Source organism: Rickettsia endosymbiont of Ixodes scapularis, assembly GCF_000160735.1.
GTDB lineage: Bacteria > Pseudomonadota > Alphaproteobacteria > Rickettsiales > Rickettsiaceae > Rickettsia > Rickettsia tamurae.
The window spans coordinates 117,838-133,398 of record NZ_CM000770.1 but is presented as its reverse complement, the minus strand read 5'-3'; the positions used below and the strand labels follow the sequence as shown (position 1 = coordinate 133,398).

Sequence of the window (15,561 nt, the reverse complement as noted above, 5' to 3'; positions counted from 1 at the left end):
CCCCCTTCGGGGATAAGAAATCCCTCGCCTTCAGGCGAAGGGAAGATATAATGAAATTGCTTTAGCAATGAATTTATATCAAGAAACATGAGAAGTTATAGAAAGAATAGTCATAGTCAGTATGATTTAAAAGTACATCTTATATGGATACCAAAATATAGGAAGAGAGTATTGATAGGCAAAGTAGCGGAAAGGGCTAGAGATTTACTAAGGCAGATTTGTATGGAACATGAAGTATATATAATTTCAGGGAAAATATCATGTGATCACGTGCATATGTTTATCTCATATAAATCACAAATATCTCTTAGCAAGTTAGTACAGTATTTAAAAGGTAGTAGCTCAAGAATTTTATTGCAAGAATTTGCTCATTTAAGAAAACAATTTTGGGGCAATCATTTGTGGGCTAGGGGCTATATGGCGGTCAGTTCAGGTAATATAACTGATGAAATGATACAGCGCTATATTGATGAACAGGAAGGTGAACCTGTGAATGATGATCGATTTCTAATCGATTCCACTTTATAACCCCTCAGCTTATAGCTGAGGGTTCTTTAGTTTATATTATTATTGTTGTGTATAAGTTAGTTATAAATCTCTAGGAGAATCTAATAAGACAGAGAACAATGTTTCAGCGGTAGAAAGAAAAAAAGTTTCTAGTAATGATAAACAACTAAAACCTGTCTACTTAGAGCATTTGGATCTAACTTCGGATTTAAATCCTTCAGAAAAAAGCCTGTTGAGTTTAGAACCTTTATCGCCTAATAATAAAAATACGAAACCTATAGTTGTAGGTATTCAGGAGAATTTTGAAGGACTAGATAGAGTTAAAGGGGATGATATTCACACTGCAAGACAGAGAGAACTTGTTCAAAATAGTTTGCTAGAAGATTTTTTAGGAGGTTTTATTTCTCGACCGCCGCCACCAACAATTTTAGGAGAGAAAATTCAAGATAGGAGAGGATTATATATTCAACAGACTAAAGCTAAAAAATCACCGAAATAATGCAGTAGCGGGAATAAGTAACAGCTTATTTATCAAGCATGCAGCTAATGATATAATAAGTCGGTTAGAGATGATTGATAAGGATTTTTCGAATATTCTAGAAATATCGGCTAAATGCGGTTATCTTACGGGTTTACTAAAAAATGCTTATCGAAGTGCCGATATTACCGTAACAGATATGTCGCCTTTATTGCTTGATTTTTTTGAGCATAATCACAAATTGTTAATCGATGATGAAGATTTAGAATTTCCTCCGAACTCTTTTGATTTAATTATTTATTCATTAGGATTACACTGGATAAACGATGCGCAAAGTTTTCTATCTAATATAAGAACATTTTTAAAGCCTGACGGTATTTTTATCGGTAATTTTGTCGGAGGAAATAGCTTAAAGAATTTACGTAAATCCTTAATAGATGCCGAAATAGCAAGTGGTTTTAAACATTTTCCTCATATTTCTCCTTTTATTCATTTTGATCATGTCCCAATACTATTATCACAAGCAGGATTTGCCGAAGTAATTGTTGACTATGAAAATATAGAGCTAAAATTTGATAATCCTTTAGCTTTAATGAGGGAAATAAAAAATATAGGTGAGTCAAATTCACTAAATGCTAGTCATAATTACGCTATTTCTAAAAAGATGTTTTCTTTACTACAAAATTATACAAACGACTTTGAAGATAATATTAATTTAATTAGTTTTATTGCTTCACCGAATAAGAATAGTATAAGATTAAAGTTGTTATAAAGGTGATAGTGGTGTATGGTTGGGTTGGAATGATGATAGAGGCATTACCGTATGGCAGTCGATGTCATTCCCGCGAAAGTGGGAATCTAGGCTTTTTTGTTGTCACCCCGTGGCTTGACCACAGGGTCCAGTTAAAAATACTAAATTATTAGTATTTTAAGTTGTTTTCTGGATACCATGGTCAATCCACGGGGTGACAAAGGGAGGATAATATAAGGTAAAAATATGCAAGAATTTGATTTAGTGGTAATAGGTAGCGGTCCGGCCGGTTATACAGGCAGTATTAGGGCTGCTCAGCTTGGTATGAAAGTAGCGTGTATTGAGAAAAACGATACTCTTGGCGGCACTTGTTTAAATATAGGATGCATACCGTCGAAAGCTTTACTTAATTCCTCTGAAAAATATGAAGAAGCTCTAAAGCATTTTGAGAGTATAGGTATTACTGCAGATGTAAAACTAGACTTACAAAAAATGCTAGCTAATAAAGATAAAGTAGTTCTTGATCTTACAAAAGGTATAGAAAGCTTATTTGCTAAGAATAAGGTTACTAGGATAAAAGGCGAAGCTAAAATTATCTCTAGTAATATCGTTGAAGTAAATAAAGAGCAAATTAAAGCCAAAAATATCCTAATTACTACAGGCTCCAGCGTCATAGAAATACCGAACATCAAAATAGACGAAGAATTTATTGTTTCATCTACCGGTGCTTTGAAATTTTCTAAAGTACCTGAGAACTTAATAGTTGTCGGGGGAGGGTATATAGGCTTAGAACTTGGTTCAGTTTGGCGTCGTTTGGGAGCTAAAGTAACGGTTATTGAGTATGCACCGAGCATTGTACCTATGCTTGATAAAGAAATTGCTACGCAATTTATGAAACTACAGCAAAAACAAGGTATAGAGTTTAAACTGAACACTAAAGTGCTATCTGCAGTAAAGTCAGGAAAAGTAAATCTGACAATAGAGGAGGGCGGTAAGAGTTCGGTAGTAACAAGCGATGTTGTGTTAATGGCGGTAGGCAGAAAAGCTTATACGCAAAATCTAGGACTTGAGTCTGTCGGTATTATTACGGATAAGCAAGGTAGAATTGAGATTAATGACCGGTTCCAAACAGCAATTTCAAATATTTACGCAGTCGGTGATGTGGTAAAAGGAGCTATGCTTGCTCATAAAGCCGAGGAAGAGGCTGTAGCTGCCGTGGAAATTATGGCAGGGCAGGCAGGACATGTTAACTATAATTTAATTCCAAGCGTAATATATACTTATCCTGAAGTAGCAAGTGTCGGTGAAACGGAAGAACAACTAAAAGAAAAAGGCATTAATTATAAAGTCGGTAAGTTTCCGTTTTTAGCAAATAGTAGAGCAAGAGTAATCGGTAGTACGGAAGGTATGGTTAAGATTCTTGCCGATAGTAAAACCGATAGGGTTTTAGGAACTCATATTATAGGAGCCGATGCAGGTACATTAATTGCCGAGCTTACCGCTTATATGGAATTCGGAGCAGCTTCAGAAGATATAGCACGAACCTGCCATGCCCATCCAACTTTAAGCGAAGCTATAAAAGAAGCAGCACTTAGTGTGGATAAAAGGACTATTAATATGTAAATGTTCAAATTGTCATACCGTGGCTTGACCACGGGATCCAGTTAAAATTATTAGAATGGTAAGTTATTTTTATGGATACCGTGGTCAAGCCACGGTATGACAATAATATGAACAAGCAAGAACTGCGTCTTTATTTCAAAGAACTTTTAATAAAAAACCAAGAAAAAATTACTTCCGACTTAGTCAAAAACTCCCTAATCAATAAAATTAGCCGGTTATTACAGGAGTTAAAAGTAAAAACAGTAGGACTTTACTTTCCTCTAAAATACGAAATTAACTTACTTGAAATAACAAACTTACATCCTAAAATAAAATTCTTCTTACCGAAAATTATAAAAAATGAGATAAAATATTGTCCTTATCATTATAACGATCAATTGGCTTTAGGGGCTTTTAAAACCTATGAACCTATAAATAATGATTTTTTTATTCCTGAGTTAGTTATTATCCCAGGGCTTGCGTTTAGTAAGGAGGGTTATAGACTTGGATACGGCAAAGGACATTTTGACCGATATCTTAATAATAACCGAAATATATTAACCGCCGGAGTTTGTTTAAAAGAACAATTAATAGATAATTTTCTGGTTGAATCTCATGATCGTAAGCTTAAATTTGTGATTTCGGTATAATAACCTTAATTTTTTTTAATGTCCCCCTTCGGGGATAAGAAATCCCTCGCCTTCAGGCGAAGGGAAGATATAATGAAATTGCTTTAGCAATGAATTTATATCAAGAAACATGAGAAGTTATAGAAAGAATAGTCATAGTCAGTATGATTTAAAAGTACATCTTATATGGATACCAAAATATAGGAAGAGAGTATTGATAGGCAAAGTAGCGGAAAGGGCTAGAGATTTACTAAGGCAGATTTGTATGGAACATGAAGTATATATAATTTCAGGAAAAATATCATGTGATCACGTGCATATGTTTATCTCATATAAATCACAAATATCTCTTAGCAAGTTAGTACAGTATTTAAAAGGTAGTAGCTCAAGAATTTTATTGCAAGAATTTGCTCATTTAAGAAAACAATTTTGGGGCAATCATTTGTGGGCTAGGGGCTATATGGCGGTCAGTTCAGGTAATATAACTGATGAAATGATACAGCGCTATATTGATGAACAGGAAGGTGAACCTGTGAATGATGATCGATTTCTAATCGATTCCACTTTATAACCCCTCAGCTTATAGCTGAGGGTTCTTTAGTTTCAACTTAGGGTAAAATGGTTGATATAATAAAAAAATTGTCGTATTGATCGGTGTACCTTTTGCTTTTTTTGCACAAGCAGTTGGAGATAGAAACAGGACAAGTATCCGGCGATACTCAGACTGAAGATATTTGTTTTCAATTAGCATTGGTAGGAGTAGGGACACTTATCATAGATCAGGCATTTAGTAACTTGCCTGATGATGTATACAACGAATATGTCAAAGTAGTACAAGATAGTGAGATACAAGTTACATTAGTTGGCTAATTTTTCGGGTCTGTCAGATTTTTTGTGTAAGTACGATTTCTCCATTTGCCCAATTTTGTAAATTTAGTATCACAAAGTATAGCAAATTGATTTAAAGCCATGGCCCAATTCTTAAATAGGCATTGTCCATTTTTTAGAAGCATTTGTCAATGCTAAAAAGATTATTTTCTGAATCGATTTATCATCTGGAAATACCCCCCTTATTTTTTATAATTTTACGAATTTGACGGTTAGTTGATTCAATAGCATTAGTAGTGTAAATCGCCTTTCTAATGTCTTCCGGAAAGCTAAAGAACGGAGCTATTCCAGACCAATTTCTCTGCCATATATCAAAAATAACTGGATATTTTTCATCCCATTTTTTAGCAAAATTTTGTAATTCTCTTAATCCCTCTGCTTCATTTATTGCAGAATAAACTGCCTTTAAATCAGCTGTTACCAATTTTAAATCTTTATATGATACGTATTTTACAGAGTTTCTTACCATATGAACAATACACAGTTGTACTGTGGTTTTTGGGAAAATGCTATTTATTGCTTCTGGAAAACCTTTAAGACCATCAACACACGCAACATATATTTGTTCTACACCACGATTCTTCAGTTCTGTTACTACTTGCATCCAAAATTTAGATCCTTCATTCTTGCCTATCCAAATACCTAATAGTTCCTTCTTGCCTTCTATATTCACGCCAATAGCTAGATAAACTGCTTTATTTATTATTATATGATTGTCTCTTGCCTTAACATGAATACAATCTACATTATAGGATATACACTATCAAGTGCTCTATTCTGCCACGCAGTAACTTCCTCTAAAATGCCATCAGTTACCTTTGATATTAACTCAGATGATACTTTGGTGGCATATAGTTCTTCTAAGTGCCCTTGTATTTCTCGAATAGTCATTCCCCTAGCATATAAAGATATTACTTTATCATCAAATCCTTCAAATCTCCTTACTCCTTTTGGAATTAGTTGAGGTTCAAATTCTCCTTCCCGATCCCTTGGCACTTCTACTATCAATTTACGACCCTCGGAATCTATTAGAGTCTTTTCATAATTGCCATTACGTCTATTATCTGACTCCTTGGTATTCTTAGAATGCTTCTCATAACCTATATGAGATTCCATTTCTTTTTCTAAAATCTTATTTACTATCTGCTTTTTAATTTCCTGAAATATTCCTTCTTTGCCAAATATCTCAGATGGATCACTTTGTGATAGTATTTCTGATACTACTTTTTCTATAGTCGGATTTGATACTTTACTCTTATTCTTCATATTAGCCTCATGTAAGTTGTTTTAATTAATTTTATTCTTAACTATTTTTATAACTTACACAAACTTTCTGATACCCCCAATTTTCTATTCATATATAGGCTACAAGTTATTTGATTTGTAGCTTTTTTCTTATAAGTTATTACACAAACTTATTATTTCATCTTTATATTTTTGTTTGTGTAAATATTTGCTTTTTAAATTTAGATTTTTAAAATCCTTGTGATTCAATGGCGGGTATTTACTAAGCTTTATTAAATCTTCATTTAAAATAAAATGCTTACGAGGAATATTTATAGTTTGTGCATTCTCTTCACGATAAGCTGCAAGCATTTGAATTTTGTGGTTAAAACTCTCATCATCACTTCTATATTTTATTTTTTTCCAAGCATCTTTCGGCTCAACCTTATAATTTCTAACATCTAATAAAGAACTAAGAGTAGTTTGATATTTATTAGTTAAATTATTTCTAATAATTATATTATTTAACTCTTTATATATCTTATACAAATACTCCACGTCTAACATTGCATAATTTAACATATCACTAGTGATAGGGCGTTTTAGCCAGTTAGATTTTTGGTGGGTTTTATCGATAGTAATACCGATTAGCTTATAGCAAAGGTCATTATAGCTTAGCTGTTTACCGAATCCGCAAATATTTGCTGCAATTTGTATATCAAAAACATTAGAAGGTAGTATTTTAAATAAATTATAGAAAATCTCTAAATCTTCACGAGGAGCATGAAATATTTTAGTAATATTATTATCTGCAAGCAGCTTATTAAAAATATTCAGATCTAAATTGCTTAATGCATCAATTATTCCGCAATATTCTTCTGCTTTAACTTGAATTATACTAAGCTGAGCATAATAAGTATAGCGACGCTCAAATTCCGTATCTATGCTTAAGCATGCCTTATTTGCTAACCGGTTACAAAATTCTTCTAATGTTTTTTGATTATCGATAATTTGCATAGAAGCTATTTATAAAGCTCCGATAATTTTTAAGAAAAGATTAGTATGAGATAACGACAGGACAACTTCAAGACCGATTAAAATAATAATAATCCACTCAAGTTTGGTAGAATGTTTATAATTAAGGTCATTTGAAAGAATGTCTAAAAGTTCATGAATCATATTAAGACGATGATTCATTATATTTTGCCGTATTTCTATGTCTTGAAACTCTGCTGTCATAAGATATAGAGGCTCATAGCTCGGACGACGCCAAAAGAATTCCGGAGTATCGAATATATCGCTATACAAACTGATTGAATAACGCTCGTTAAATAATATACCTATTTGCTGTAATATCTCCTTTTTAGAAAGCGATACGCTACCGGTTCTAGCTAGTTCCTGTTGTATAGGGGTTGTCTGAACAATCAAGTTACTAACGGATTGCTCAAGAACGCTAAGTTTAACCGATTGTGCAAGCGCATGGGAAATAGAAAGTTTAACAAAAACTGATTTATCGGCTAAGATTATTTTATTTTTTTCTTCATCAATAAATGTTTTCTCGACTTCTGTATTATATTCAAAATAAATATAATCAGACACCGGCTCTTTAAGCTTGTTCACGGTTACTAAATCAGTATCGCTTAAAACTATTTTTTCTTGAATTTCATCGCCGCCCCAAATAGTTACACAGCCAAATGGGAAGAAAAATATCTCTATAAAATCAGAATCTTTATTTATCTCTTTCCGAATATATAAAACATCGTCAAAATGTTGAGGTTCAAGACCAATCTTTTTTAAATTAGTAACTAGATCACTCATCTTATATTCGGAAGAAGTACAGTAAGATGAACATCTCATAATTATTAAGTTTAATTTATATAAATTTAGAGTATAGTAGTTAGGAACCTATAAAGTCAATAATATTATAATTATGTATGAAATATTAAGTAATAGAGAAGTTATCAAAATAATAGGTTTAGATTCCGTAAAGTTCCTACAAAATCTCATTACTAACTACATAAAAAAGAATAATTACTGCTATACTTATTTGCTTAATAATCAAGGAAGATATTTATTTGATTTTTTTGTGTATGTTCCTAACCTTGAGGAAATTTATCTTGATATTGATAAAAGTAATAAAGCTGCTTTGACAGAGCATTTAAACTTTTATAAATTTCGCTCTAAAATACAAATAATAGATTGCAGCGAAGAATATAAAGTTATCTACTCACATCAAAAATTAGATATAGACACGCTAGTTACGTCTCGTGATCCTCGCTATACTATGCTCGGTTTTCGTTCTATATATGAGTTCGGTGTCATACCGCAGCTTGACCGCGGTATCCAGAAAACAATTAAACAAGATTGGATCCCGCGATCAAGTCGTGGGATGACAAGAGTGGAATCGGTCCATGCAACAATACCTCCCCGCGAAAGCGGGGATCCAGCTTCTTTTAATGAAAAATTATACCTAGAAGATAAATATAATTTTGCAATAATAGACGGAGTAGAAGATTTAATCACAGATAAATCTATTCCAAATATATATGGTGCTGAGGAGTTAAATGCAATTAGTTTTGACAAAGGCTGTTATGTTGGTCAGGAAGTTATTTCAAGAGCTAAATATCAAGGTGTTATAAGAAGAAAGATATATAAAATTACAGCAGATGAAGATTTATCCTCATTAGTTAAAGATGAAGAAATACTCGCAGATAACGATAAAATCGGCGTAATATGCTCAAGTTACCGTAATAAAGCAATCGCCTTAATCAGAGAAGAAAAATATCTTGCCGATAAAGAAGCTGATATTACCGTTAAAGGGATTAAAATAAACTTATCTCTCGCACCTTGGTATTAAACTAAAGAACCCTCAGCTATAAGCTGAGGGGTTATAAAGTGGAATCGATTAGAAATCGATCATCATTCACAGGTTCACCTTCCTGTTCATCAATATAGTGCTGTATCATTTCATCAGTTATATTACCTGAACTGACCGCCATATAGCCCCTAGCCCACAAATGATTGCCCCAAAATTGTTTTCTTAAATGAGCAAATTCTTGCAATAAAATTCTTGAGCTACTACCTTTTAAATACTGTACTAACTTGCTAAGAGATATTTGTGATTTATATGAGATAAACATATGCACGTGATCACATGATATTTTCCCTGAAATTATATATACTTCATGTTCCATACAAATCTGCCTTAGTAAATCTCTAGCCCTTTCCGCTACTTTGCCTATCAATACTCTCTTCCTATATTTTGGTATCCATATAAGATGTACTTTTAAATCATACTGACTATGACTATTCTTTCTATAACTTCTCATGTTTCTTGATATAAATTCATTGCTAAAGCAATTTCATTATATCTTCCCTTCGCCTGAAGGCGAGGGATTTCTTATCCCCGAAGGGGGACATTAATTAACAAAATTTAAATTATTAGTAAATAATCCATTGACATTTATTAATACTTTATGTATTTTAACGACACAAGTAAAAAACCATGTTTCATGGTAATTTATTGTAAAATTATAATATAAATTATGGGTTTTTTATGAAGAGTTTTTTTCAATTGTTAAATTCAAGAAATATACAACAAATACCGTCTATATTAAACGGAACTAATATTAATGAGCTTAATAATTCCAAGCTAAATATTTTTGAAGCTCTTTGCAGTTTAACTGATTGAGATAAAAACGATAATAACGCGAGTTTCGTATTAATAGAGGAACTGAATAGCTGAATTGTAAAACTTGTCACACCTCTTACAAACCTTGAAAGGATAAGCATTATAGCATATTCATTAACCATAATTTAGGCATCTTAATACGAAACTCGCGTATAATACCGTTTTTGAATGGGGGCTATGGAGTAATAGCACTAAAGTGATGGAAGTATTTCATAATAATTCTCAAATAATGAATAAATTTGTTGCAGCTGAAAAAGCACAAATCCAAAATTTTTGGCGTGTTACTATGGAGACGCACATTTCCGATGAATTTCGTGTCGAGCAAATGTAGCATCATTAGGTCAGGCAGTAGAAGAGTTCAATCTTTATGAAAAAAAGATAGTTTATCTTAATGTTATTCTCGCGTCGTCATTACGAGCAGTCGTAGACTGCGTGGCAATCCAGAAAAATAATAAAAAAATTCTGTAAATCAGAATTTTTTACTGAATTGCTTCGTCAATTACTTACGTAATTTCCTCACAATGACGGGAAAATAGATCCACACAACAATGCCAAAGCAGGAATGACATACTTTTTTAACTCCACAAAAATATTGTTTGTTTCTTTTTTTATCTTTATTATTATTTGCATAAAATCCCTATAACTTAACTCTATGCCAAATATAGATCTCCTCATTTTTACTAGCTTTTTAGCGATTAATTTGCTAGTTGGACTTCTAAATATCAAAAATATAAAAAATATTCGCGAATATGCTATAGGAAAAAGGAATTTTTCTACAGGTACGATAGTTGCAACTCTTATTGCTACTTGGATCGGTACTAGTACTTTTTTAATCGATAATTCAAGAATATATACGGATGGATTATTTTACTTATTACCTAGTATATTCGGTAGCGTAGTTAGTTGGTTATTAATTAGTTACTTTATAGCTCCTCGTTTTGAGAATTTTTTGGGCAGCTTATCGGCAGCAGAAATAATAGGGGAGGCGTACGGTAACAAAGTTCGTATTCTTACGTCGATAGTTAGTATATTAATGTCTATAGGTAGGATTGCCATGCAATTCCACGTAGCAAGTTTAATATTACAGCTATTCTTTAATATTTCAAATTTTTATATAGATTTATGTATAGCCACCGTAATAATAAGTTATTCTGCTTTTGGCGGCGTAAAATCGGTTACTTTTACTGAAGCCGTACAGTTTTTTACCTATAGTGCAATTATTCCGGTAATAGGAATTGTCGTATGGAATGTTTTTAGCGATCCGCATATAGTTATAGACTCAAACGTACAAACTCGTCTGACTGATTTACAAGGATTGTTTCACTATACTAGTCCTAAATTTTGGATTTCTTTAAATATTTTTATATATTTTGCGATTCCGTCGCTTGGTCCTTCAATTTTTCAAAGAGTATTGATGACAAAAGACACAAAGCAAATATCAAAAACTTTTTTTATTTCGGCAATTATTTGTCTTTGTTTATCCGTTTTATTTATTTGGATTGTAATATTATTACTATCTCAAGAACCGAGTGTTGACACTAATGAATTGTTTTTACGGATTATTAAAAGTTATATAGGATTTAAGGGGTTAATCGTCGGCGTTATTATGGCAATGATAATCTCAAGTACTAACTCTTATATTAACGTTGCAGCGGTAACTTTTATTAATGACATCATTAAAAAAGCTTCATTAAATTATAATTATATAACCGCAATTACTATAGGATTAATAGGTTTTATTATATCACTCTATATGAAAGATTTAATAAATCTATTTCTATTGTTAACTAGTATCTATTTACCTCTAATCACTTTGCCGTTAATTTTGTTAATATACGGTTTTAAATCAAGTGCCAAAAGTTTTTTTATCGGTATGATTGCTGCAATATTAACTATTATATTGTGGCAAATATTTTCTTTAAGAGCAGTTCTAGGTATTTATCCGATACTACCCGCAACTATCGTAAATTTACTCTTTTTCCTTGGAAGCCATTATATTTTAAAGCAACCCGGAGGGTTTAGTTCTTTAAAAGAGCCGCTAGCCGTTAAAATAATCAGGCAAGAGAGAAAAAGAAAATTTTTGACTTTATTTCGTGATCTTAAGAATTTTAACATCTTTAAATATTGGGAAAGTACCCTACCAAATCAAGAAATTACCTATAGTTATGTCGGTATATTTATTTTAATATCGATGTTCTCATCTTTATATACCACACTGGGTAGCAGAATAATGAACCATTTGGATATATATAATATTATTTACCATACCACACTTATAACTGCTGCAATATTAATCACTTATCCTTTATGGTCTTTAAAGTTTAAAAAGAATTATTATATTATATCTTTATCTTGGTTTGTTGCTACTTTTGTTATATTAATATTTTTCGGTAGTTTACTTGTTATATCAAGTAGTTTTGATCAGCTGCAATTAATGTGTTCGATAATTAACTTACTTATAATTGCAACGATATTCAGGTGGCAAGCTACTTTACTTATGACCGTTACGGGCGTGTTTGCTAGTATAGAGTTTTATAAATATTTTATGGATGAGAAGTTATTAATTAGCATAGATAGTTTTCAATTTAAAGTAGTATATTTCCTAACCTTATTTAGCAGCCTTTTAATAGTATTCTTAAAACCAAGGCAGGAGCAAGAGAGATTAGTTAACCTAAAAAATACCCATTTAGGTAATAGAGTTAATTATAGAGAGCAGGAATTAGAGAAGTTACTTGATTTGAAACATGAGTTCTTACGTAATATAAACCATGAAATCAATACGCCGCTAACCGGTATTATTAGCCTTGGTGAAACCTTATGGGCTAATTATGATAAATTTAATGAAGATCAGCGTCGTAATGCCGTAGAGATTATAGCTAAAAGCTCTATTAGATTAAATAGCTTGATAAATAATATTCTAGATTTTTCAAAATTATCTAGTCTTAATTATGAACTAAATAAAGAAGATATAAACTTAAGCGAATTGCTACATGAAAGGATTAAAATATGTAAGAAATTATATCTAAACGGCAAAACCTTAAATTTTATATCTGATATTGAAGAAAATATAATATTTAACTGTGATCCTCATTATATTAAACACACATTCGATAATCTAATAATTAATGCTATTAGCTATTGTAGTGAGGGAATAATAAAAATTGATCTACACATGCAAGAAAATAATATCTTGTTTAGTATAAAAGACGATGGAATAGGAGTACTAAAAGAGGAATTGCAGAGTATATTCGGCGTATTTGTCGTAAGCTATAAAACACGTACACCGGCAGGAGGTAGAGGAGTAGGGCTTGCTCTATGTAAGAAAGTAATAGAACTGCACGCCGGGAAAATTTGGGCAGAAAACGATAAACTGGGAGAGACTACTTTTATTTTTACGATGCCTTATACTCGATGAACTTCAAAAATTGGCTACGTCGTCTTATAAGAGCTGCGGTGCTCACGTATTAAGTATACGCTCTGCTCCTCGCCTTATAGACTCTTTGCTCTTTTTGAAGTTGATCTTCGTATAACTATTATGATTTTAATGTCATTCCCGCGAAAGCGGGAATCCAGTACTTTTTGCTGTCATACCGTGGCTTGACCACGGTATCCAAAAAACAACTTATAACACGCACTTTTCAACATTTTTATCTAGATACCGTGGTCAAGCCATGGTATGACATTATTATGAAAAAGATTATTTTTAACAAACAACGAGATTTGATATCAATTATAGCACCGGCGTCAGGTTGTCCTGATGCACAGGATAAACTAAAGAAAGCTATTGAAATACTAACTTTACAAGGGTTTAAAACTTTAGTAGATGATAAGATTTTTTCAGGTGATGAATTGCTTTTTTCACTGCTCCTAAAGAGGAAAGGCTAAGAACATTTAAAGAAGCTATGGAAAATGAACAGGTTAAAATAATTTGGGTTTTTCGTGGCGGATATGGATGTGGTGAATTTGTAGAAGATTGTTTTAATATAAAGCAAAAAGGCGATAAAATTCTGATAGGCTATAGCGATATTACCGTTTTGCATTTATTACTAAATAACCATTATAATATCCCAACTATTCACGGTTCAGTACTAACCTCGTTACTACCGCCTACTAATCAGGATATTACATCTATAATAAATGTTCTTAAAGGAGAAAAGAGTGAAATACAACTTATACCTATAAAGAAAATTAGTGAGGAAAATATAACCGGTAAAATAACAGGCGGAAATTTAACGGTTTTTAGCAAATTAATAGGAACTTCTATTAACCTAAAAAAGGGTAATATATTACTGCTTGAAGACGTTAATGAAAAAGCCTATGCCGTGCATCGTAATCTAGTTCAATTAAAAAATGCCGGTATATTTGACGATATAGAGGCGATAATTTTCGGTGATTTTACTAAAGGGGATGAGTTTGTAGAACAAGCTATAAAAAGTTTTTGTTTAAATCATATTCCGCATATAGAAGCTTATAAAGCAGTAGGAATAGGGCATGGAGAGGTAAATCATCCGGTTATTATGAATCATGAAGTAATTATAAGCAGTAATGTTTTAAGTTTTACTAGCCCTTTTGAAATAGTAGAAAACAAATGACAAATTCTATCAGAATAGGTACAAGAAAAAGTCCGCTTGCTTTAATACAAACTAATTTAGTTATTCAGCAAATTAAACAATTTTTTCCTGATATTAATTGTGAAATAGTACCAATTATTACTAGCGGGGATTTAATCCAAAATAAACCATTATACGATATAGGCGGCAAAGCTTTATTTTTAAAGGAAATAGAGCAAGCTTTGCTTGATAAAAAAATTGACTTAGCCGTTCATTCTTTAAAAGACGTACCTGGTAGAATACCCGAAGAGCTAGTAATTGCTGCCGTTTTAGAGCGTAAAGATCCTAGAGATGTTTTTGTATGTTTAAATTATAAATCCATAGAAGAACTGCCGCAAAATGCCGTAATAGGTAGCTCGGCAGTACGAAGAAAAGCATTCATCCAAAAAATAAGACCGGATTTAAAGGCAACGGTTTTTAGAGGGAATGTTGATTCAAGAATAAAAAAGTTAATGACCGGCGAAGTTGATGCGACAATTTTAGCATATGCAGGGCTGAAAAGGTTAGGGGCATTTAATCCGGAATATTGTCATTTGATAGAGTATTCACAGATGTTACCGTGTATAGGGCAGGGAGTCATTGCAGTTGAAATACGACAAGATGATAATGCTATGCTTGAGATATGCAACCAAATTAATCATATTCCTACCTTTGAACTAATAAAACCTGAAAGAGCTTTTTTAGAATATCTAGATGCTAATTGCCGTACCCCGATTGCTGCTTACTCTAAATATTTAGATGCGGACCCTAGACATCTTTCCAAACTCGCTTATAGGGAAGAATTTGAAGAAAACACGGAACGCAGCACCGCAGCGTACAAAAGCGTACGTGAGGATGCGAGTACCGGATTGACGTACAAATTATCCCTAGAAGTAGAGTTTGGAAAGATGTCTAATATACAAACCGATTTTATGCTCGGTAACCTTGACGGTAGTAAAATAACTTTCCATACTGAAACCACCAATATAAAAACTTCAAAAGAAGCAGGTATAAAAGCCGCTAAAATGATGTTGGAGCAACTGGATAAATAGATATTTAGGGAATATATTTAAGGATTTTTAACCAATAAAAACTTTTTTGCTTTAAGATTATAGCTTAAGCAGATAAGGTAGTTACTTTTTGTAACACGTGATAAACAGCATCAAAAAAATATGTAAAGTTACTAGTATCTTTTCTAATTT

Annotated in this window: 14 protein-coding genes and 3 pseudogenes; 13 read left to right on the top strand and 4 right to left on the bottom strand. The window is 32.3% G+C overall.

The genetic code is table 11. The annotated features are described in order from the left end of the window. Positions 1 to 87 precede the first annotated feature (87 nt). From tnpA (REIS_RS00670) to REIS_RS00640, 7 genes and pseudogenes are all read left to right on the top strand, one after another. Positions 88 to 528, top strand: a complete 441-nt coding sequence (gene tnpA / locus REIS_RS00670; protein WP_008579324.1) for an IS200/IS605 family transposase — start codon at positions 88 to 90, stop codon at positions 526 to 528. A gap of 211 nt (positions 529 to 739) precedes the next feature. Beyond that, positions 740 to 1,006, top strand: a complete 267-nt coding sequence (locus REIS_RS00665; protein ID WP_037214147.1) for a hypothetical protein — start codon at positions 740 to 742, stop codon at positions 1,004 to 1,006. A 31-nt stretch (positions 1,007 to 1,037) separates the two neighbouring features. Continuing rightward, on the top strand, positions 1,038 to 1,757 hold the full coding sequence (locus REIS_RS00660; RefSeq protein ID WP_256377127.1) for a methyltransferase domain-containing protein: 720 nt from the start codon (positions 1,038 to 1,040) through the stop codon (positions 1,755 to 1,757). 225 nt (positions 1,758 to 1,982) lie between these two features. Further along, a complete protein-coding gene (gene lpdA / locus REIS_RS00655) occupies positions 1,983 to 3,359 on the top strand; it encodes a dihydrolipoyl dehydrogenase (RefSeq protein WP_008579327.1) in 1,377 nt (458 codons plus the stop codon). Between the two features lie 107 nt (positions 3,360 to 3,466). Beyond that, complete coding sequence (locus tag REIS_RS00650) at positions 3,467 to 3,988, top strand: 5-formyltetrahydrofolate cyclo-ligase (protein WP_037214145.1); 522 nt, start codon at positions 3,467 to 3,469, stop codon at positions 3,986 to 3,988. 109 nt (positions 3,989 to 4,097) lie between these two features. Continuing rightward, positions 4,098 to 4,538, top strand: a complete 441-nt coding sequence (gene tnpA / locus REIS_RS00645) for an IS200/IS605 family transposase (protein ID WP_008579324.1) — start codon at positions 4,098 to 4,100, stop codon at positions 4,536 to 4,538. Between the two features lie 76 nt (positions 4,539 to 4,614). Next, positions 4,615 to 4,837: pseudogene (locus tag REIS_RS00640) on the top strand (hypothetical protein). Here the strand turns inward: REIS_RS00640 and REIS_RS11800 are convergent. The 3 genes and pseudogenes from REIS_RS11800 to REIS_RS00625 all read right to left on the bottom strand — a co-directional run bounded on the left by REIS_RS11800 (position 4,834) and on the right by REIS_RS00625 (position 7,897). Continuing rightward, positions 4,834 to 6,121, bottom strand: a pseudogene (locus tag REIS_RS11800) (IS256 family transposase). The pseudogenes REIS_RS00640 and REIS_RS11800 overlap by 4 nt on opposite strands. A gap of 129 nt (positions 6,122 to 6,250) precedes the next feature. After that, positions 6,251 to 7,096, bottom strand: a complete 846-nt coding sequence (locus REIS_RS00630; RefSeq protein WP_008579320.1) for a ribonuclease D — start codon at positions 7,094 to 7,096, stop codon at positions 6,251 to 6,253. A gap of 9 nt (positions 7,097 to 7,105) precedes the next feature. Then, entirely contained in the window at positions 7,106 to 7,897 is a 792-nt protein-coding gene (locus tag REIS_RS00625) for an RMD1 family protein (protein ID WP_037214149.1), read from the bottom strand. 112 nt (positions 7,898 to 8,009) lie between these two features. Between REIS_RS00625 and REIS_RS00620 the strand changes: the two genes are divergently transcribed. Beyond that, positions 8,010 to 8,936, top strand: coding sequence for a YgfZ/GcvT domain-containing protein (locus tag REIS_RS00620; protein ID WP_008579318.1), 927 nt, complete (start codon positions 8,010 to 8,012; stop codon positions 8,934 to 8,936). A gap of 31 nt (positions 8,937 to 8,967) precedes the next feature. Here REIS_RS00620 and tnpA (REIS_RS00615) read toward each other — a convergent pair whose 3' ends face one another. Next, entirely contained in the window at positions 8,968 to 9,408 is a 441-nt protein-coding gene (gene tnpA / locus REIS_RS00615; protein ID WP_008579210.1) for an IS200/IS605 family transposase, read from the bottom strand. 227 nt (positions 9,409 to 9,635) lie between these two features. Between tnpA (REIS_RS00615) and REIS_RS16315 the strand changes: the two genes are divergently transcribed. The 5 genes and pseudogenes from REIS_RS16315 (at position 9,636) to hemC (ending at position 15,411) form a co-directional block, all read left to right on the top strand. Further along, positions 9,636 to 9,770 carry a hypothetical protein gene (locus tag REIS_RS16315; protein ID WP_256377111.1) on the top strand — a complete coding sequence of 45 codons (135 nt, stop codon included), beginning with the start codon at positions 9,636 to 9,638 and terminating at the stop codon, positions 9,768 to 9,770. Positions 9,771 to 9,966: 196 nt separating this feature from the next. Further along, complete coding sequence (locus REIS_RS16310; protein ID WP_008579316.1) at positions 9,967 to 10,101, top strand: hypothetical protein; 135 nt, start codon at positions 9,967 to 9,969, stop codon at positions 10,099 to 10,101. 321 nt (positions 10,102 to 10,422) lie between these two features. After that, positions 10,423 to 13,185, top strand: a complete 2,763-nt coding sequence (locus REIS_RS00610) for a sodium:solute symporter family transporter (protein ID WP_037214152.1) — start codon at positions 10,423 to 10,425, stop codon at positions 13,183 to 13,185. Positions 13,186 to 13,457: 272 nt separating this feature from the next. Next, positions 13,458 to 14,362: pseudogene (locus REIS_RS00605) on the top strand (LD-carboxypeptidase). Continuing rightward, entirely contained in the window at positions 14,359 to 15,411 is a 1,053-nt protein-coding gene (gene hemC, locus REIS_RS00600; protein ID WP_008579314.1) for a hydroxymethylbilane synthase, read from the top strand. The pseudogene REIS_RS00605 and the gene hemC overlap by 4 nt, the downstream one beginning before the upstream one ends. Positions 15,412 to 15,561 lie beyond the last annotated feature (150 nt).